The sequence below is a fragment of the Streptomyces sp. NBC_01235 genome, assembly GCF_035989285.1.
Lineage (GTDB): Bacteria > Actinomycetota > Actinomycetes > Streptomycetales > Streptomycetaceae > Streptomyces.
Window position 1 is genome coordinate 2918462 of record NZ_CP108513.1, and the last position, 18554, is coordinate 2937015.

Here is an 18554-nt window from a genome sequence, read left to right on the forward strand (position 1 = left end):
AATGATCGGCGTTTTGCCTCTACGGCCGAGCGACTGCTTTGCTTCATCGCTCAACGACGCATTACAACGACCCCTTGACCGCACTAGCGACAGCCCCCGTTCTTCATGGGGGTGACGTGGCCGTTCGACTGGAGTTGCACGTGGCCGGGCGCATCGAAGACTACGCACTCATCGGAGACATGCAGACCGCTGCCCTGGTCTGCCGTGACGGGACAGTGGACTGGCTGTGCCTGCCCCGCTTCGACTCGCACGCGATCTTCGCCGGTCTGCTCGGCACGGAGGAACACGGATTCTGGCGCCTCGGCCCCGCGCACGCCTCCGACGCGCGGCCGCCGTGTGCGGCCCGGCGCACCTACCGGGGCGACTCGCTGATCCTGGAGTCCGAGTGGGACACCCCGCGCGGCACGGTCCGGGTGACCGACTTCATGCCCCCTCGTGACGGCGCGCCCCAGCTGATCCGCATCGTCGAGGGCGTCTCGGGCCGCGTCCCCATGCGCTCGGCCCTGCGGATGCGGTTCTCCTACGGCCGGGTCGTCCCGTGGGTGCACAAGCACGAGGGCCGTACGGTGGCCGTCGCGGGCCCGGACTCGGTGTGGTTCGACACCGACTGCGAGACCTACGGCAAGTCGCTGACGACGTACGCCGACTTCACCGTCGCCCCCGGCGACCGGATCGCCTTCACCATCTCTTGGGAGCCCTCGCACAAGGAGCCGCCCGCGCTGCCGGAGCCCGAGCAGTCGCTCCAGGCCACCGAGGACTTCTGGCGCGAGTGGGTCGAGCACTGCACGTACCACGGCCCCTACCGCGAGGCCGTGATCCGCTCGCTGATCACGCTGAAGGCCCTGACGTACGCGCCGACCGGCGGCATCGTCGCGGCGCCGACCACCTCGCTGCCCGAGGACATCGGCGGCGTCCGCAACTGGGACTACCGCTACACCTGGCTGCGCGACGCGGCGATCACCCTGTCCTCGCTGCTGCGCACCGGCTACCGCGAGGAAGCCCGCGCCTGGCGCGAGTGGCTGCTGCGCGCGGTCGCCGGCGACCCCGAGAACCTCCAGATCATGTACGGCATCGCGGGCGAGCGCGAGCTGGGCGAGGCCGAGCTGGACTGGCTGCCCGGCTACGAGAACTCCGCGCCGGTCCGGGTCGGCAACGGTGCCGCGCACCAGCTCCAGCTGGACGTGTACGGCGAGGTCACCGAGGCCCTGCACCTGGGCCACATGACGGGCCTGGCCCGCAACGACTACGCCTCCCTGCTCCAGCTCAAGCTCATCCGCTACCTGGAGCAGCACTGGGACGAGCCGGACGAGGGCATCTGGGAGGTGCGCGGCCCGCGCCGCCACTTCGTGCACTCCAAGGTCATGGCCTGGGTCGCGGTCGACCGCACGATCAAGCTGATCGAGTCCGGCGACGCGGACGGCCCGCTGGAGAAGTGGCGCGAGCTGCGCGACGACATCCACCGGGACGTGTGCGAGAAGGGCTACGACAAGGAACGCAACACGTTCACGCAGTCCTACGGCTCGAAGGAGCTGGACGCGTCGCTGCTGCTCATCCCGCAGATGGGCTTCCTGCCCCCGGACGACAAGCGGGTGATCGGCACCATCGAGGCGATCCAGCGCGAGCTGTCCACCCCGGACGGCTTCATCCTGCGCTACCCGACCTCGGGCGGTGACGAGGGTGTCGACGGCCTCCCCGGCGACGAGGGCGCCTTCCTGGCCTGCTCGTTCTGGATGGCGGACGACCTCGCGATGATCGGCCGGGTGGACGAGGCCCGCAAGCTCTTCGAGAAGCTGCTCTCCCTGCGCAACGACCTCGGTCTGCTCGCCGAGGAGTGGGACCCGCGCCTCCAGCGCCAGGTCGGCAACTTCCCGCAGGCCTTCAGCCACGTCCCCCTGATCGACACGGCCCTGCGCCTGACGGCGTCGGGGGCCTACGGCGGCTGAACAGGACCGTCGAGCCGCGCGCGCCTAGGCTGGGAAGGTCAACAGCCCCTGCACGGAAGGGGGCGCCTCATGGCCTCCCCGTCGAAGGCGGGCGCGGCTCTCACCGCGCTGCGCGAGGATCTGGTCGGCGACGTGTTCGCCCCGGGGGATCCTGGCTACGACGAGGCCCGGACGGTCTTCAACGCGATGATCGACCGCCGTCCGGCCGTGATCGCCCAGTGCGTGGACGAGTCCGACGTCGTACGGGCGGTGCGCTTCGCCCGTGACCTGGACCTGCACGTCGCGGTGCGCGGCGGCGGGCACAGCGTGGCGGGCATGGCGCTGGGCGACGGGGCCGTGGTGGTCGACCTGCGTCATATGCGCGCGGTCACCGTGGATCCGGCGGCCGAGGCGGTACGGATCGCGGGCGGGGCCACGATGAGCGACCTGGACCACGCCTGCGAACCCCACCGGCTCGCCACGACCGGCGGCCGGGCCTCCACCACCGGCGTCGGCGGCTTCGTCCTCGGCGGCGGCACCGGCTGGCTGGACCGCTGGTGCGGGCTGGCGGTCGACAACCTGCTGGGCGTCGAACTGGTCACCGCCGACGGCGAGCGGATCCACGCCAACGGCGACGAGAACCCCGATCTGTTCTGGGCGTTGCACGGCGGCGGCGGAAACTTCGGCGTCGCCACCGCGCTCACCCTGAAGCTGTACGAGCTGCCCGAGTTCTCCATCGCCCTGCTGCTCTGCCTCCCGGAGTACGGCCGGGAGGTCACACGCACCTACCGTGACGTGATCACGGCAGGCCCTGACGAGGCGAGCGGCGCCGTCATCTACGTCACCGGCCCGCCCGCGGAGTTCGTCCCCCCTCACCTGGTCGGCACGCGGCTGATCGCCGTGCTGCTGACGTACGCCGGCGCCGAGGAGGACCTGCGCAAGCTCGCCCAGCCGCTGCTGGCGCTGCCGCACGAGTCGGAGATCGTCGGCGCGATGCCGTACGCCGACGTGCAGTGCATGCTCGACGATCCGCCGGGGATGCGGAACTACTGGTCGGCCGAGTACCTGACGGGCGCCCCCGACGACCTCGTGGACGTCTTCTGCGCCCGTGGCGAGTCGGTGCCCGTACCGACGGGCACCATGTACGCGCTGTTCCCGCAGGGCGGCGCGATCGGCACCGGCCCCCACGAGTACCCCGTGCCCTACCGCGACGCGCCGTGGGCCGTGCACCCCTTCGGGCTGTGGGAGGACCCGGCGGACGACGAGCGGTGCGTGCAGTGGGTCCGGGACGTGCGCGCCGACGTACAGCCGTGGAGCACGGGCGCGGTCTACCTCAACTTCATCGGCGACGAGGGCACCGACCGGGTCGTGGCCGGTGTGGGCGCCGAGAACACCCATCGGCTCGCGGAGGTGAAGCGGCGGTACGACCCCGACAACGTCTTCCGCTTCAACCACAACATCAGGCCGGCCTGAGCGCCGTCAGCGTCCGCTCCCCCGCCGGATCACCGGCCGTCGCCGGGACGAGCGCGATCTCGTCGAGCCCCGCCTCGGCATAGGCGTCGATCCGGGCGCGTACGACGTCCAGGTCGCCCACCAGGCCGACGGTGGCCGCGGCCTCCGGGGGCAGGGCGCGGACCAGGACGGCACGGTCGGCGCCGGCCGCGGCGAGTTCGACGGCCTCGCGGAAACCGGCCTCGGCGAACACCTCGCGGTACCCGGGCACGGTGAGGTAGGCGGCGATGCTGCCCAGGACCTGGATGAGCGACACCGGCTCCGGGTCGACGGCCGCGGGCAGCCAGGCGGCGAGCGTGGGCGCCGTGCGGCCCGCCTTGCGCGCCGCCGTGTCCAGCTTGGCGCGCAGCTCGCGCACCTGCTCCGGGGAGACGACGTCGAGCAGCATCCGGTCGGCGTGCGCGGCGGCCGCGGCGATCGCGCGGTCCCCGAACGCGGCCACGGTGAGCGGCCCGCCGGGCGGCGGGAGCCGGCGCCGGAAGGTGCTGCCGGCCACCACCGGCTCACCGGGCGTACCGTGCAGCAGTGCCCGCACCACCTCCGCCGTCTCGTCGAGGACGGCGGCGGGACGGGTCCGGGGCACTCCGTGCACGCCCTCCACCACCCGCTTGCTGGAGGTGCCCAGCGCCACGCCGACCGCCCGTCCGCCGGTGACGGCGGCGACCGACGCGGCGCCCCGGGCCAAGGTGTACGGGTCGCGCACGTTCACCGGTACCGGTCCCGCCGTCAGCACGGCCCGCTCGGTGACCCGGCCGAGCGCGGCGGCCAGTACGAAGGCGTCCCAGGTCGGCCCCTCGCCCGCCCACACCTCCCGGTAGCCGAGCCGGTCGGCGAGCGCCGCGACCCGCGGCGGCTCCTCGACCGGGCTGTCGTCCTCACGTGCCACGGCAACCACACTGAAGTCCATGGCCCGCCGCTACCCGGCCGCGGGCGGTCCAACCCGGTCCGCAGATGCCGCCGGGACGTCCGCGCAGGTAGCGTCCGCTGCATGGACAGCCGCACGGACCACCGTTTCGACAGCCAGGGCGCCGGCATCACCGTGCAGCGCGCGCTGGAGCTGCCCGGCCTGCGCAGCGGCCTGCCCGAGATCCTCGCGGGCGCCGACCGGCTGGGCCGCACCGTGCGCTGGGTGCACGCGGGCGAGGTCCCGAACATCGCGTCGCTGCTCAAGGGCGGCGAACTGCTGCTGACCACGGGCTACGGCCTCGGTACCCGTCCCGCCGAGCAGCGGGTGTTCGTCCGCACGCTGGCCGAGCGGGGTATCGCGGCCCTGGTGATCGAGCTGGGCCCGCGCTTCACCCGGCTGCCCGCCGCCCTGGTCGAGACGGCACGCGCGACCGGCCTCCCCCTGGTCCAACTGCACCGCGAGGTGCCGTTCGTGACGGTGACGGAGGAGATCCACACCGAGATCGTCAACGGCCACTACGCGCTGCTCCAGCGGGCCGAGGAGGTGCACCGTCGCTGTACGGAGGCCCTGCTCGGCGGGGGCGGGATCCCGCAGGTGCTGGGCATTCTGGCGGACTTCAGCGGCAACCCGGTGTTCCTGGAGACGACCGACGGGCAGCTCCTGTACGCGGCCGGAGCCGGACCCGAGGGCGCGGATCCGCTCCAGGTGTGGGAGGGGCTGCGCGGCCCGCACAAGGACGCGCCGCCGCCCGCCGGTTCGGTGCTGGTGGACGTGCCCGGGGGCGGGCCGGGGGCGGGTTCGGTGCGCGCCCGGCTCGTGCTGCTGCCCGTGCGCGGCCCTCTCGCACCGGTGCACCGGATCGCCGCCGAGCGGGCGGCCGGGATCCTGGCCGTGGTGCTGATGCAGGCCCGCCAGGAGGAGGAGCTCGCGGCGCGCGGCCGGGGCGATTTCCTGACCGACCTCGCCGAGGGCCGGATCGCCGCGGAGGACGCCCCGGCGCAGGCCCGCGTCCTCGGCTTCCGGCCCGGCGCAGGCCCGCTGCTCCCGGTCGTGATGCGGCTGGGCGACGGCATCGCCCCCGGTGGGGGCTGGGCGGTGCTGGCGCGGGCGGTCGCGGAGGAGCTGGCGTCGGTGGGCGTGCCGGTGCTGCTGGGCGTACGGCCGGTGGAGGGCCGGGTGCCGTTGCTGCTGGGTCTGCGGTCGGAGTCGGAGCGGTCGGCGGTCGCGGACCGGGTCGCGGCGGCCCTGCGGGCCGGGGTGGAACGGGCCGGGATGCAGCGCCCCGGGGCCCAGCCGCCGGTGGTGGTCGTCGGGGTCGCGGGCGGCTGGGCGGCCGCCTCGGCGAGCCTCAGACACGCGGCGGAGACGGCGACCGCCGCGCAGGGCCTGCCGGACCGCCCCTGGTACGACGCCCGCCGCCTGGACATCGACCTGCTGCTGTGGCGGCTGCGCGAACACCCCGACCTGGCGGCCTTCGTGGACCGCGCGATCGGCCCGGTCCGCGACCACGACCAGCGCTCCAAGCCGCCCCTGCTGCCCACCCTGGAGACCTACCTGGCACATGCGGGCCGCAAGGCGGAGACGGCCCGCGAGCTGCACCTGAACCGCCAGACGCTGTACAACCGCCTGGCCCGCATCGGCGAGTTGCTCGGCACCGACCTCGACGACCCGCAGACGGTCCTGGCGTTGAGCCTGGCGCTCCGGGCACGGCGTCACGTGCCGTAGTCCTGAGGCTTTTGGCCGTCGGCCCGGTCGGCCGTCGGCTCAGATCATCGGCCGGGGCTGCGTCAGCTCGTCGTAGACGCTGAGGACCTGGGCGACGGTCTCGTCCTCGGTGGGCCAGGTGGCCGCCTGCCGGGTGCCCATGTCCCGGAGGAGTTCGCAGCGTTCGGGATCGCCGAGGAGTCGTACGACGGCGGCGGCGAAGGCCTGCGCGTCGTCGGGCGGTACCAGTTCGGCCGCGTCGCCCACGAGTTCGCGGATGCCGCCCGCCAGGGCCGCGACGAGCGGCACGCGCGCGTGCAGGGCCTCCTGCGCCAGGACCGACCGTGACTCCCCGCCGCCCGGAAGCAGCGCGAGGTCGGCGGCGGCGAGCAGCTCGCTCACGTCCTCGCGCCGCCCGAGCAGCCGGATCGGCAGGTCCTCGTCCTCGATACGGCGCTGGAGCTCCGCCCGCTGCGGACCCTCCCCCGCGACCACGACCAGGGGCACGGCGTCCAGCCGGCGCCACGCGCGCGAGGCGTCCAGCAGGAGGTCGTATCCGCGGTGGCGGTCCAGGGAGCCGACCGCCATGAGCAACGGGCGCCCGATGGCGCCGAGTTCGGCCCGCAGCTTGGAGACCGGCCGCTCGGACTCCTCATGGCCCTCGCTCCGGCGGGGCCCGCGCAGCGCCACGGCGGCGAGCCGCGCGTCGCGTGCGCCCGTCCGGCGGGCCCGGTCCACGAGGTCCGAGGTGGTGCCGAGGACCACGGCGGCCGTCCTCGCGACCCGCCGTTCCAGCAGCCGCAGCAGATGGGCCCGGGCCCCTTCGGCGTGCGCCCGGTTGTGCCAGGTGACGACGAGCGGGGTGCCTCGGCCGCTGAGGGCGAGGACGGCCCGGAAGGAGGCGTGCAGGCCGTGCGCGTGGACGAGGTCGGCGTCCGTGCAGGCCGCCCGGAGCACCGCCACCGACCCCGGATCGCTGCTGCGCGGCACGTGCACGTGTTCTGCTCCGGCGCCCGTGAAGTCGTGGGCGCGATCGGCCTCGGCCGGGGCGCACACGGTCACTCGTACGCCCCGTGCGACGAGCCCCGCGGCCAGGGAGCGCACGTGCGCGCTGCTGCCGGCGTTCCCGCCGCCCAGCACCTGCACGGTGCGCAGCGGCGACTGGCCGTGCGGTGAGTGGCTGCTCACGTGGCCGGGGCTCCTGGTTCGGCGTCGGACGGTCACGAAGAAACGTACAGAAGGACCGGGCGGAGGGGTGGACCGCTGACGTTCCTCCACGTACTACGCCCAAGGATGCCAGCACGCACGGGTGTTCCGTGCCGCCGAGCGCCCCGGCACCCGGTCACAGCACCCCCCGCATCACCCACACGGGTGAGTGAAGTCGGGGTTCCGTTCGATTACCTGAGTTTCGGTCACCCGAGGGCGGGTCCTCGCCGCCTCGCTCACCTGCTCCCCGTACACCGCGGCGGTCACGACGGCGGCGGCGTGCGCGACCAGCCCCGCGCGCCCGTTGCCGGCCACCACCGCCGCCCCGAGCAGCGCGCCCAGCGCGTGCGCCCCGCTGTCGCCGAGCATCTCCCGCCCGGCCAGATCCTCGGGCAGCACGGCCGCGGCGGCCCCGACCGCCACGGCGGACAGCTCCCCGGCCGCCCCGGCGCGCAGCAGCCCCGGAGCGCCGAGGGCGAGCACGGCGCCGGCGGCCCTTGCGGGGTGGACGTCCACGAGGTTGACGAAGTGCGCGGCCCCGGCGATCACCACCCCCGCGAGCACCTTGTCCAGGTACCGCTCCTTCAGCAGCGCCCCCGCGACCAGCCCGGCCGCCGAGATCCCGAACAGTTTCACGGCCCCGCTCGTGACCTCGCCCTGCCGCAGCGCGCCCAGGTGCGCCCGGAAGCCCCGCCGTGGATCGCCGACGCCGACGACATCGTCGTACGCCCCGCAGGCCCCGGCGGCGGCCACGGCGAGCGCGGCGGCCGAAGTCACCCGTCGGGCCGCGACCGCGGTGGCCAGGGCGGTGGCGGGTCCGGAGTACAACCCGACCGTCCGCCCCGCGTGGTTCTCGCGCTCCCAGCGCGCCCGCCCGCCCGGCGCCGCCGCGCGCAGCACCGCCGTCGTCGCCCGCGTCAGCCCGGCCGCCGCCAAGAAGGCCGGGCCACGTCCCCTTCGTATGACCATGCCCTCACCTTAGGGAACAAGATCGCACGCATGCGCTGTCACAGCGATCGACCGGGTGTCCTGAGGCCGAACCCCTTGAAGCGGAGGAGACACGATGACCGAGAACACCGGCCGCGCGCGACGAGCCGCCGCAAGAAGGCGTAGTCGGACCCCGGCTGCCCGAGCCGCTGCCGGAAACGCCGGCGCCGACCGAGCCCGCCGGTACGTCGACGCCCGCCGCCCTCGCCAGGCGGTCTCCCCCGGCGGGACCCGGGCGGCTCTGGAGTCGTTCCGGCGCGCACTCGAGACCGGGACCCGCAGAGCCTCCTCGACGTGCCCGCCCCGGAGGTCGTCCTGGTCAGCGACGGCGACGGCGGCAAACAGGCGGCGCCGCGGCCGATCGGTCGACGGCAGTCCGGCACTCGTCGTACACCTGGGCGGCGAGCTCGACGGCGTCATGGCGGTCCGTGTCCAGGACGCCCGCATCACCGGCCTCCTTCGTCCGCGACCCGGCCAAGCTGTCCCGCGTCGCATCCAGGACCCCGCTCGCCCCTGCGACGAGCGTCCGGTGACGGAGCAGCCGCTGGAGGATCATGAACACGCGCGGCTCTCCTGGTCCCCCGGCCGCCGCTACCCGTCCGCCCGAGCGGTGGCCAGCAGCTCCTCCGCGTGCGCCCGGGCCGTCTCGGAGTCCTCCTGTCCGGCGAGCATCCGGGACAGCTCCCGGATCCGCTCCTCGCCCTCCAGCACCTTCACGCCGGACCGGGTCACCGACCCGTCGTTGGTCTTCTCCACCAGCAACTGCCGGTCGGCGAAGGCGGCGACCTGCGGAAGGTGGGTGACGACCACGACCTGCGCGGTCTTGGCGAGCCGCGCCAGCCGACGGCCGATCTCCACGGCCGCCTTGCCGCCGACACCGGCGTCGACCTCGTCGAAGAGGTACGTCGGCACGGGGTCCGTCCCCGCGAACACGACCTCGACGGCGAGCATCACGCGCGAGAGCTCACCGCCGGACGCACCCTTGGCGATGGGCCGCGGCGGCGCACCCGGGTGAGGAGCGAGCAGCAGCTCGACCTCGTCCACGCCGGCCGGCCCGTAGGCCACGGCACGTCCGCCGACCTCGACGCCCTCCGGGTCCTCGGTCTGCCGGATGTCGAACGACACGCGCGCGTGCGGCATCGCGAGGGAGGCCAGCTCGGCGGTCACCGCGGCGGCGAACCGCTCGGCGGCCTCCGTGCGCGCGTCCGTCAGCGCCTGCGCCAGCCCGCCGAGTTCGGCCCGCAGGGCGTCCCGTTCGGCGGTCAGCTCGTCGATGCGCTCGTCGTCGCCGTCCAGCTCGGTGAGCCGGGCGGCGCTCTGCTCGGCCCAGGCGAGAACGGAGTTCACGTCCTGCCCGTACTTGCGGGTGAGCGCGGTGAGCGAGGCCCGTCGCTCCTCGACGGCCGAGAGCCGCAGCGGATCGGCGTCGAGGTCGTCGGCGTACCCCGCGAGCTCGCCCGCCACATCGCCCAGCAGGATCCCGATCTCCCCGAGCCGGTCGGCGAGCGCGGCCAGCGCCGGATCGTGCGACCTGACGGCCTCCAGGGCCCGCTGTGCGCCCGCGACGAGCGTGGCGGCGTCGATGCCCTCCGGATCCTCGGGGTTGCCCGCCAACGCGGCGTGAGCGGCCGTGGCGGCGGACGACAGCGCCTCCGCGTGCCCGAGCCGCTCGGCCTCCTCCGCCAGCTCCACGTCCTCCCCGGCGCGTGGTTCGACGCCGGCGATCTCGTCGAGCCCGAAGCGCAGCATGTCGGCTTCCTGAGCCCGTTCACGCGCGCGCGTGACGATCTCCTCCAGCTCGACGGCCACGGCCCGCAGCCGCCGGTACGCCTCGGTGTACTTGGCGAGCGGCACGGTCACCGCGTCGCCCGCGTACCGGTCGAGCGCCTGCCGCTGCCGGGACAGCTTCAGCAGCCCCTGCTGGTCGGTCTGCCCGTGCACGGCCACCAGCTCGTCGGCGAGCTCGGCGAGCACGCCCATGGGCACACTCCGCCCGCCCACGTGCGCCCGCGACCGCCCCTCGGCGGAAACGGTCCGGCTGATGAGCAGCGCCCCGTCGTCCAGCTCTGCCCCGGCCTCCTCGGCCCGCACGACCACCGAGGCGCCCGCGGGCAGGGCGATCCGCCCCTCCACGACCGCCTTCTCGGCACCGATCCGCACGAGCGCGGGATCCGCGCGTCCGCCCAGCAACAGTCCGAGGCTGGTCACCACCATGGTCTTGCCCGCACCCGTCTCACCCGTGACGGCGGTGAAGCCGGGCGACAGTTCGACGACCGCGTCGTCGATGACTCCGAGCGACCGTATCCGCATCTCCTCCAACACGGACAAGACCTTACGAGGTCGGGGGGAGGAAGTGCGACGCCCCCCGGCCCCGGATGGGGAAGCCGCAGGTGAAGAATGTGTATCGGCCGCTACGTGTCACCCAGGTGAGTGGAGTCGCTCGGGGGCGCGGGGCCGCCTAGTGCCGAGCCCCCCGCCACCCGGAAACGGGCAGAGCGAACTTCGCCACCAGCCGGTCGGTGAACGAAGCGTGATGCAGACGGGCGAGCCGAACCGGCACAGCCCCCCGCCGCACCTCGACCCGAGCCCCCGCAGGCAACTCGACGGTCCGCCGCCCGTCACACCACAGAACGCCCGGCGGAATATGAGGCAGCACCTCGACAGCGAGCACCGAGTCCGGCGACGTGACCAACGGCTTCGCGAACAGCGCGTGCGCGCTGATCGGCACCATCAGCAACGCCTCGACCTCGGGCCACACCACGGGCCCGCCGGCGGAGAACGCATAGGCGGTGGATCCGGTCGGGGTCGACAGGACGATCCCGTCACACCCGAACCCGGTCACCGGCCGACCGTCGATCTCCAGCACCACTTCGAGCAGCTTCTCCGCGCCGGCCTTCTGCACGGCCGCCTCGTTCAGCGCCCAGTCGGTGTGCACGATGTCCCCGTTGCGGTGCACGACGACATCGACGGTCATCCGCTCCTCGACCTCGTACGCCTTCGTCACCACCCGGTCGACGACCTTGTCGAGGTCGTCCCGTTCGGCCTCGGCGAGGAAGCCGACACTGCCGAGGTTGACGCCCAGCATCGGCACCCCCGAGGCCCGCGCGAACTCCGCGCCCCGCAGCAGCGTGCCGTCACCGCCGAGGACGATGAGCAGCTCGCACCCCTCCAGGCACTGCGGGGTGGCCTCGGAGACCAGCTCCACCTCGTCGGGCAGCGGCAGGTCGGCGGCCTCGTATTCCAGGACGCGCACCCCGATGCCCTCGCGCAGCAGCCCCTTGACCACCAGCTCGGCGCTGCGAATGGCCGCGGGCCGCCCGGTGTGGGCGAGCAGGAAAACAGTACGAGCTCGGTTCTGAGTCAACGCGGCCCCTCCGCAACTGCACGGTCAACATCGGCCGGGTCGAGGGCAGGCGCCCCGGCCCGGAGCCACAGAAAGTACTCGACATTGCCCGAAGGCCCGGGCAGCGGACTGGCGGTGACACCCTTCACCCCGAGCCCCAGGTCCCACGCCTTCCCGGCCACGCCCCGCACGGCTTCCGCCCGCAACTGCGGACTGCGTACGACACCCCCGCTGCCGAGCCGTTCCTTCCCCACCTCGAACTGCGGCTTGACCATCATCACCAGGTCCGCGTCCGGCTTGGTGCACCGCGCCAGGGCGGGCAGGACCAACCCGAGCGGGATGAAGGACAAGTCCCCCACGACAAGATCCACAGGCTCCCCATCGATCGCTTCAAGCGTCAACTCGCGTACGTTCGTACGGTCCTTGACGGTGACGCGTTCATCGCTCCGAAGAGACCAGGCGAGTTGTCCGTATCCGACGTCCACGGCGACGACGTGCGCGGCTCCCGCCCGCAGCAGCACGTCGGTGAACCCGCCGGTCGACGCCCCGGCGTCCAGCGCCCGCCGCCCCTCCACCAGGAGCCCCTGCGGTACGAAGACGGCCAGCGCGCCGGCGAGCTTGTGCCCGCCCCGGGACACGTAGTCGGGGTCGTCGTCATCGACGGCGACGACGATCGCGGCCGCCGTCTCGACCTGTGTGGCGGGCTTGGTCGCGACGGTCTTGCCGACGCTGACCCGCCCGGCGGCGATCAGCTGCCCGGCATGCTCACGCGAGCGCGCGAGCTTCCGGCGGACCAGCTCCGCGTCCAGACGGCGGCGTGCGACTCCTGCCACGTTCGGTTCAGCTCCTGTTGCCTAGTGCCTGTTGCCATACGGCGTCGGGGGCGCCGGAGGTCCCGGGCGGGCGTCGAGCGCGGTGAGCGCGTCGCGCAGCCCCCGGTGTACATCCTCGTACACCTCGAGATGCCCGTCGGTGGCGAGGTGGTCGGCGTCGCCCAGCCGGTCCAGCTGCGCGTCGACCTCGGCGTTGCCGGTGGGCGTGCGGGGGACCGCAAGCGGGGCGGGGGCGGCGGGGTCGTACTCCGGTTCTGGCGCCGGGCTCTCCGGCTCCGCCTCCGGCACTGTGTCGCTCATGCCCAGACGCTACCTCGAACCGCTGGGGTACCGTCGAGCGCGATGGCCACGATCGAGGAGTGCCGCGCCGCACTCGAAAAGCTCTCCGACAGCATGGGCAGCGCCGAAGGGAACGTCCGGGCGGCCGCGGCCCTGGACCGTTCGGTGAGCTGCCGGATCACCGACCTGGACGTCACGTTCGTCGGCCGCATGACGGGCGGCCGGATCGTGGTGCATGACACCCTGCAGGGGCTTCCTCGGGAGAAGGCCCAGATCAGACTGACCATGACCGGCGACGACCTGGTCGCACTGGTCACCGGCGAACTGAACTTCGCGAAGGCGTGGGGCTCGGGGCGGGTGAAGCTGGAGGCCGGTCTGCGGGATCTGTTCCAGCTCAGGAAGCTGCTGTGACCGTCTCACGTGCGCGTGCCTTCCGGGCCGCCGGCACCACCAGCGGCGTCCCCGTCTCCGGGTCCTCGATGACCTGACAGCGCAGCCCGAAGACCTCCTCCACCAGCCCGGCGGTGACGACGTCGTCAGGTGCGCCCTGCGCGACGACCTCGCCGCCCTTCAGCGCGATCAGGTGGGTGGCGTAGCGGGCGGCGTGGTTGAGGTCGTGCAGCACGGCGACGAGCGTGCGCCCCTGCTCCTCGTGCAGTTCCGCGCACAGGTCCAGTACGTCGATCTGGTGCTGGATGTCGAGGTAGGTCGTCGGCTCGTCGAGCAGCAGCAGCGGGGTCTGCTGGGCGAGGGCCATCGCGATCCACACACGCTGCCGCTGGCCACCGGACAACTCGTCGACGTACCGGTCGGCGAGCTCGGCGACCCCGGTCTGCGCCATGGACTCCTGCACGACCCGCTCGTCCTCGGCCGACCACTGCCGCAGGATGCCCTGGTGCGGGTAGCGGCCACGGCCGACGAGGTCGGCGACGGTGATCCCGTCGGGCGCGATGGACGACTGCGGCAGCAGCCCCAGCGTCCGCGCGACCTTCTTCGCGGGCATCGACTGGATCACCTGCCCGTCGAGCAGCACCCGGCCCCGGCTCGGCTTCAGCATCCGCGACAGCGCCCGCAGCAGCGTCGACTTGCCGCAGGCGTTCGGGCCGACGATCACGGTGAAGGAGTTGTCGGGTATCTCCACCGACAACTGTTCGGCGATGACCCGCTGGTCGTAGGCGAGGGTGACGTTCTCGGCGGAGAGGCGGTTCACGGTGCTCCTTCGTTGTTCGTCCCTCGGTCTTCGAGAGGGGTGGTGCTCATATCCGGCCCGCCTTGCGCTCGGTGACAAGGAGCCACAGCAGGTAGACCCCGCCCAGCACGCCGGTGACCACGCCCACGGGCAGCTGTCCGTCGCCGAAGAGCCGCTGCGAGGCCCAGTCGGCGATGACCAGCAGGGCGGCGCCCATGCACAGGGACGGCACGAGGTTCGGACCGGGCGAACGGGTCAGCCGCCGGGCGAGCTGCGGCGCGGTGAGCGCCACGAAACTCACGGGGCCCGCGGCGGCGGTGGCGGCCGCGGTGAGCAGCACGGCGGACACCATCAGCAGCAGCCGCACCCGCTCCACGCGCACCCCCAGCGCGTGGGAGACATCGTCGCCCATCTCCATCATCCGCAGCCCGCGCGCGTTGGCGAGGACGAGCGGCACGAGCACGCAGGCCAGGGCGAGCAGCGGCCAGACCTGCTTCCAGTCCCGGCCGTCGAGGGTGCCGGTCATCCAGACGACCGCGCGCGCCGCGTCGACGAAGTCGGCCTCGGTGAGCAGGTATCCGTTGACCGCCGTCGCGATCGCCGAGACGCCGATGCCGACGAGCACCAGCCGGTACCCGTGGACGCCCCGCTTCCACGCGAGCAGGTAGATCAGCGCCCCGGTCACCAGCCCTCCGATCAGCGCGCCGACGGTCACCTGGGCGGCACTCCCGGAGAACAGCACGATCATCACGAGCGCCCCGGCCGTCGCCCCCTGCCCGAGCCCCAGCACGTCCGGACTGCCCAGGGGGTTGCGCGACACGGCCTGGAACAGCGCGCCGCCGAGCCCGAGCGAGGCGCCGACGAGCAGCCCCACCAGCACGCGCGGCAGCCGTAGTTCGTTGACGATGAACTCCTGCCCGGCGTTGCCGTCGCCGAGCAGCGTCCTGACGACGTCACCGGACGAGATCGGGAAGTCGCCGGTGCCGATCAGCACCACGCTCACGGCGAGCGCGGCGACCACCAGCAGCACGACGACGATCAGCGCCCGCGGATCCAGCCGGACGGAGAGCCCGCCCGGTGTGCGCAGCGCACGAGGGCCATGAGGGGTCTTCTGCGCGGTCTTCACAGCTGGGCCGTCCTCCGCCGTCGTACGAGAAAGATGAAGACCGGGCCGCCGATGATCGCGGTGATGATGCCGACCTGAACCTCGGACGGCCGCGCGACGACCCGGCCGAGGACATCGGAGCCCAGCAGCAGCACCGGCGACAGGATGGCCGCGTACGGCATGATCCAGCGCAGGTCGGGGCCGGTGAACGAACGCACGACGTGCGGGACCATCAGCCCGACGAACACGATCGGCCCGCAGGCCGCGGTCGCGGCACCGCACAGCACGGTCGCCGCGAGCATCGACAGCGCCCGGGTCCGGTTGAGATCGGCGCCGAGCGCCTTGGCCGTGTCGTCGCCCATGGCCACGGCGTTCAGCGGCCGGGCGAGGGCGAACGCCAGGAACGTGCCGACGACCAGGAAGGGCAGCACCTGCCAGATGGTCTCGTCGGTCGCCGAGGACAGTGAGCCCACCGTCCAGAAACGCATCCTGGCCAGCGCCGCGTCATCCATGATCATCACGGCCTGGAGGTAGCCGTAGAGCGCGGCGCTGATCGCGGTGCCGGCGAGCGCGAGCCGCACCGGCGTGGCCCCCCGGCTGCCACCGAGGAACCAGACCAGCGCACCGACCGCGGCCGCCCCGAAGAAGGCGAACCACACATAGCCGGTAAGGCTCGTGACACCGAAGTAGGTCATGGCGGTGACGACGGCGGCCGAGGCGCCCGCGTTGATGCCGAGCAGCCCCGGGTCGGCCAGCGGATTGCGGGTCAGCGCCTGGAGCACGGCCCCGGACAGACCGAGCGCGGCCCCGACGAGCAGCCCGAGCACGGTCCGCGACAACCGCCCGTCGACGACGACGTCCGCGTACGTCCCCGAGTCCTCGAACAACCCGTGCCAGACCTGCGCGACGGACAACTCCTTGGCCCCGACGGCGATGCTCGCCACCGCCACCACCACCAGGACCGCCACGGCGCCAAGCAGACCGACGGACCGTATCGCCCGGCGGCCAGGGGGCGCGGGGGCTGTCTCCGCGCGCTGTTCGGGAACACTGTCGACCAACACGCAGTTAGGTTAGCCTACCCTGCCAACCTTCCTCGATCCCCTGGTCACGACCGTTGCCGGGTTCACAGGTTCGGGGCCTCTCAGAGGCTCATGGCCTCACAACCCCAGCCGCGCCAGCGCCTTCCCCCCGTCCAGCTCACAACTCCCGTCCCCCGCCGCTGTCCAGGCCGCCGCACACAGCGCCCGCAGCCCGTCCAGGGCCTCACCCTCGCCCTCCAGCTCCAGGCGGTCCGCCCGCGCGGTCGCCGTCCAGCCACCGCACCGGAACCCGTCGCCCGCCACGCCGACCTCCGGCTGCCCGGTGAGCAGCCCCCGCAGGTCGTTGTCGACAAACGTCGGGCGGTGCTGCGGCGGCGCGGCGAGCAGTTGCGCCCCGTCGGTGACACCGGTCAGGACGAGCAGCGAGTCGACCTCCCCGTTGAACGCGCCCTCGATGTCCGTGTCCAGCCGGTCCCCGACGACCAACGGCCGCTCGGCGCCCGTGCGCAGGATCGTCTCCCGGTGCATGGGAGGCAGCGGCTTGCCCGCGACCTGCGGCTCGGCGCCGGTCGCGATCCGCACGACCTCCACCGCCGCCCCATTGCCCGGCGCGATCCCCCGCCCGCTGGGAATCGTCAGGTCGGTGTTGGAGGCGAACCACGGCACCCCGCGCGCTACGGCGTAGGACGCCTCGGCGAACCGCCCCCACGGCAGGTCCGGCCCGCCGAACCCCTGCACGACGGCCGCCGGATCGTCGTCCGCCGACTCCACCGGCGCCAGCCCGCGCTCCCGCAGCGCGACCCGCAGCCCCTCCCCGCCGATCACCAGCACCCGCGACCCCGCCGGCACCTGCTCACTGATCAGCCGCGCGACCGCCTGCGCCGAGGTGATGACGTCGTCCGCTCCCGTCGGTATCCCCAACTCGGTGAGATGCTCGGCGACCGTGTCCGGCGTCCGCAGCGCGTTGTTGGTGACGTACGCGAGATGCATCCCGCCCGCCCGCGCGGTGGCCAGCGACTCGACGGCGTACGCGATCGCGTTGCCGCCCGCGTACACCACCCCGTCGAGGTCGAGCAGCGCCGTGTCGTACGCCTCGCTCAGGGCCTGCCCACTGCCCTCGGGCCTCGTCCTGACGCTCCGGCTCATTCCACATCGCTCCTCGTTCGATCCGCTTTCCCTCGATCATCCCGCACGCCACTGACACACGTACGATGCCGGGATGAACACAGCAGGTCGCTCGGAAGCAACGGCGCCCCGAGGCCTGGAACTCACCCCGTTCCGAGGCCTGCGCTACGACCCCGACCGGGTCGGCAGCCTCGCCGCGGTCACCTCCCCGCCGTACGACGTCGTCGTCCGCCCCGACGGCCTGCACCATCTCCAGGACGCGGACCCGTACAACATCGTCCGTCTGATCCTCCCTCAGGCCACGACCCCCACGGCCCGCACCGAACAGGCCGCCGACGCCCTGCGCCGCTGGCTGTCCGAGGGCATCCTGACGGCCGACCCCGAGCCCGCCCTGTACGTCTACGAGCAGCGGCACTCCGACGGCATGCTCCAGCGCGGCCTCATCGGCACCCTGCGCGTCTCGGAGCCGTCGGAGGGAATCGTCCTCCCCCACGAGGACGTCATGCCGCACGTCGTCGCCGACCGCGCGGCCCTGATGCGCGCCACGCGCGCGAACCTCGAGCCCCTGCTCCTCACCTACCGCGGCAACGGCACGGCGGCCGAGATCGTGGACCGCACGGCGGAACACCCGCCGCTGCTGTCCACCACCACGGAGGACGGCTACAGCCACCGCCTCTGGGCGCTCACCGACCCCGCAGAGACGGCCCGCGTCCAGGCGGACCTCGCCCGCCACCAGGCCCTCATCGCCGACGGCCACCACCGCTGGGCGACGTACCTCCGGCTACGCGCGGAACACCCCTCCCCCAGCCCCTGGGACCATGGCCTGGTCCTCCTGGTCGACACCGCCCGCTACCCCCTGCGCGTCCGCGCCATCCACCGCCTCCTGCACGGCCTGCCGGTCGCGGAGGCCCTGACCGCGCTCGACGGCCGGTTCCGCGTCCGGCGCCTGGCGGTCCCCCTCCCGCAGGCCCTCGACGCCCTGGCGGACGCGGCCTGCGCCGGCAACGCCTTCCTCCTGGCGGGCGACGGCGCCTTCCACCTCCTCGACCGCCCTGACCCGGTGCTCCTCGACCGCACGATCCCCGCCGACCGCCCGACGGCCTGGCGCACCCTGGACGCGACGGTCCTGCACGCCACGCTCCTCGACCACCTGTGGAACGTCCCCGAGGACGACCCCAGCCGCATCGCCTACATCCACGACACGGCCGCGACGGTGGAGAAGGCGGAGCGCGACGGCGGTACGGCGGTCCTTCTCCACCCCGTCCGCGAGGAGGTCGTCCGCGACCTCGCCCGCCAGGGCGTCACGATGCCCCGCAAGTCGACATCGTTCGGCCCGAAGCCGGCCTCGGGTCTGGTCCTGCGCGCACTCGACCTCTGACCATCCTGAACGCCCTGAACGCCC

General features: G+C 73.3%; 16 protein-coding genes and 1 pseudogene. 6 read left to right on the forward strand and 11 right to left on the reverse strand.

What is annotated here, in order from left to right; all coding sequences use genetic code 11:
• Nucleotides 1-140: 140 nt before the first annotated feature.
• Nucleotides 141-1943, forward strand: coding sequence for a glycoside hydrolase family 15 protein (locus tag OG289_RS12575; RefSeq protein ID WP_327320657.1), 1803 nt, complete (start codon nucleotides 141-143; stop codon nucleotides 1941-1943).
• Nucleotides 1944-2012: 69 nt separating this feature from the next.
• Nucleotides 2013-3395, forward strand: a complete 1383-nt coding sequence (locus OG289_RS12580) for an FAD-binding oxidoreductase (RefSeq protein ID WP_327314091.1) — start codon at nucleotides 2013-2015, stop codon at nucleotides 3393-3395.
• On the opposite strand, the gene OG289_RS12585 is transcribed toward OG289_RS12580, so the two are convergent.
• Nucleotides 3382-4341 (reverse strand): LLM class F420-dependent oxidoreductase, encoded by a 960-nt coding sequence (locus OG289_RS12585; protein ID WP_327314092.1) that lies wholly within the window; start codon nucleotides 4339-4341, stop codon nucleotides 3382-3384. The two genes, OG289_RS12580 and OG289_RS12585, sit on opposite strands and share 14 nt — an antisense overlap.
• Before the next feature lie 81 nt (nucleotides 4342-4422).
• Between OG289_RS12585 and OG289_RS12590 the strand changes: the two genes are divergently transcribed.
• Complete coding sequence (locus OG289_RS12590; protein ID WP_327314093.1) at nucleotides 4423-6066, forward strand: PucR family transcriptional regulator; 1644 nt, start codon at nucleotides 4423-4425, stop codon at nucleotides 6064-6066.
• 39 nt (nucleotides 6067-6105) lie between these two features.
• Here OG289_RS12590 and OG289_RS12595 read toward each other — a convergent pair whose 3' ends face one another.
• Nucleotides 6106-7233, reverse strand: coding sequence for a glycosyltransferase family 4 protein (locus tag OG289_RS12595; RefSeq protein ID WP_327314094.1), 1128 nt, complete (start codon nucleotides 7231-7233; stop codon nucleotides 6106-6108).
• A gap of 171 nt (nucleotides 7234-7404) precedes the next feature.
• Nucleotides 7405-8220, reverse strand: coding sequence for a hypothetical protein (locus OG289_RS12600; protein WP_327314095.1), 816 nt, complete (start codon nucleotides 8218-8220; stop codon nucleotides 7405-7407).
• 184 nt (nucleotides 8221-8404) lie between these two features.
• On the opposite strand from OG289_RS12600, the pseudogene OG289_RS12605 reads away from it, so the two are divergent.
• Nucleotides 8405-8771 (forward strand): annotated as a pseudogene (locus OG289_RS12605) (RNA polymerase subunit sigma-24); the annotation flags it as partial.
• A gap of 58 nt (nucleotides 8772-8829) precedes the next feature.
• On the opposite strand, the gene recN reads toward OG289_RS12605, so the two are convergent.
• From recN to OG289_RS12625, 4 genes are all read right to left on the reverse strand, one after another.
• Entirely contained in the window at nucleotides 8830-10548 is a 1719-nt protein-coding gene (gene recN, locus OG289_RS12610) for a DNA repair protein RecN (protein WP_327320658.1), read from the reverse strand.
• Between the two features lie 148 nt (nucleotides 10549-10696).
• Complete coding sequence (locus tag OG289_RS12615; protein ID WP_079663221.1) at nucleotides 10697-11602, reverse strand: NAD kinase; 906 nt, start codon at nucleotides 11600-11602, stop codon at nucleotides 10697-10699.
• The gene (locus OG289_RS12620; protein WP_327314096.1) at nucleotides 11599-12414 is read right to left on the reverse strand and encodes a TlyA family RNA methyltransferase; all 816 of its coding nucleotides are present in this window, start codon (nucleotides 12412-12414) and stop codon (nucleotides 11599-11601) included. The genes OG289_RS12615 and OG289_RS12620 overlap by 4 nt, the downstream gene beginning before the upstream one ends.
• A gap of 21 nt (nucleotides 12415-12435) precedes the next feature.
• Nucleotides 12436-12714: a hypothetical protein gene (locus tag OG289_RS12625; protein WP_327314097.1), complete on the reverse strand. Its 279-nt coding sequence runs from the start codon at nucleotides 12712-12714 to the stop codon at nucleotides 12436-12438.
• A gap of 42 nt (nucleotides 12715-12756) precedes the next feature.
• Between OG289_RS12625 and OG289_RS12630 the strand changes: the two genes are divergently transcribed.
• Entirely contained in the window at nucleotides 12757-13104 is a 348-nt protein-coding gene (locus tag OG289_RS12630) for an SCP2 sterol-binding domain-containing protein (RefSeq protein ID WP_327314098.1), read from the forward strand.
• Here the strand turns inward: OG289_RS12630 and OG289_RS12635 are convergent.
• From OG289_RS12635 to OG289_RS12650, 4 genes are all read right to left on the reverse strand, one after another.
• Entirely contained in the window at nucleotides 13088-13903 is an 816-nt protein-coding gene (locus OG289_RS12635; RefSeq protein ID WP_327314099.1) for an ABC transporter ATP-binding protein, read from the reverse strand. The genes OG289_RS12630 and OG289_RS12635 overlap by 17 nt on opposite strands.
• A gap of 46 nt (nucleotides 13904-13949) precedes the next feature.
• Nucleotides 13950-15008, reverse strand: a complete 1059-nt coding sequence (locus OG289_RS12640; protein ID WP_327314100.1) for a FecCD family ABC transporter permease — start codon at nucleotides 15006-15008, stop codon at nucleotides 13950-13952.
• Nucleotides 15005-16048, reverse strand: coding sequence for a FecCD family ABC transporter permease (locus OG289_RS12645; RefSeq protein ID WP_327314101.1), 1044 nt, complete (start codon nucleotides 16046-16048; stop codon nucleotides 15005-15007). The genes OG289_RS12640 and OG289_RS12645 overlap by 4 nt, the downstream gene beginning before the upstream one ends.
• 96 nt (nucleotides 16049-16144) lie before the next feature.
• Nucleotides 16145-17173 carry an HAD hydrolase-like protein gene (locus OG289_RS12650; RefSeq protein WP_327314102.1) on the reverse strand — a complete coding sequence of 343 codons (1029 nt, stop codon included), beginning with the start codon at nucleotides 17171-17173 and terminating at the stop codon, nucleotides 16145-16147.
• A 73-nt stretch (nucleotides 17174-17246) separates the two neighbouring features.
• On the opposite strand from OG289_RS12650, the gene OG289_RS12655 reads away from it, so the two are divergent.
• Nucleotides 17247-18530, forward strand: coding sequence for a DUF1015 domain-containing protein (locus OG289_RS12655; protein ID WP_327314103.1), 1284 nt, complete (start codon nucleotides 17247-17249; stop codon nucleotides 18528-18530).
• The last annotated feature ends 24 nt before the right edge of the window (nucleotides 18531-18554 follow it).

Coding starts and splice junctions, on each gene's coding strand:
- OG289_RS12625 (WP_327314097.1), bottom strand. CDS start 12,714: ATGAGCGACACAGTGCCGGAGGCGGAGCCGGAGAGCCCGGCGCCAGAA.
- OG289_RS12650 (WP_327314102.1), bottom strand. CDS start 17,173: ATGAGCCGGAGCGTCAGGACGAGGCCCGAGGGCAGTGGGCAGGCCCTG.
- OG289_RS12590 (WP_327314093.1), top strand. CDS start 4,423: ATGGACAGCCGCACGGACCACCGTTTCGACAGCCAGGGCGCCGGCATC.
- OG289_RS12655 (WP_327314103.1), top strand. CDS start 17,247: ATGAACACAGCAGGTCGCTCGGAAGCAACGGCGCCCCGAGGCCTGGAA.
- OG289_RS12630 (WP_327314098.1), top strand. CDS start 12,757: ATGGCCACGATCGAGGAGTGCCGCGCCGCACTCGAAAAGCTCTCCGAC.
- OG289_RS12585 (WP_327314092.1), bottom strand. CDS start 4,341: ATGGACTTCAGTGTGGTTGCCGTGGCACGTGAGGACGACAGCCCGGTC.
- OG289_RS12600 (WP_327314095.1), bottom strand. CDS start 8,220: ATGGTCATACGAAGGGGACGTGGCCCGGCCTTCTTGGCGGCGGCCGGG.
- recN (WP_327320658.1), bottom strand. CDS start 10,548: ATGCGGATACGGTCGCTCGGAGTCATCGACGACGCGGTCGTCGAACTG.
- OG289_RS12580 (WP_327314091.1), top strand. CDS start 2,013: ATGGCCTCCCCGTCGAAGGCGGGCGCGGCTCTCACCGCGCTGCGCGAG.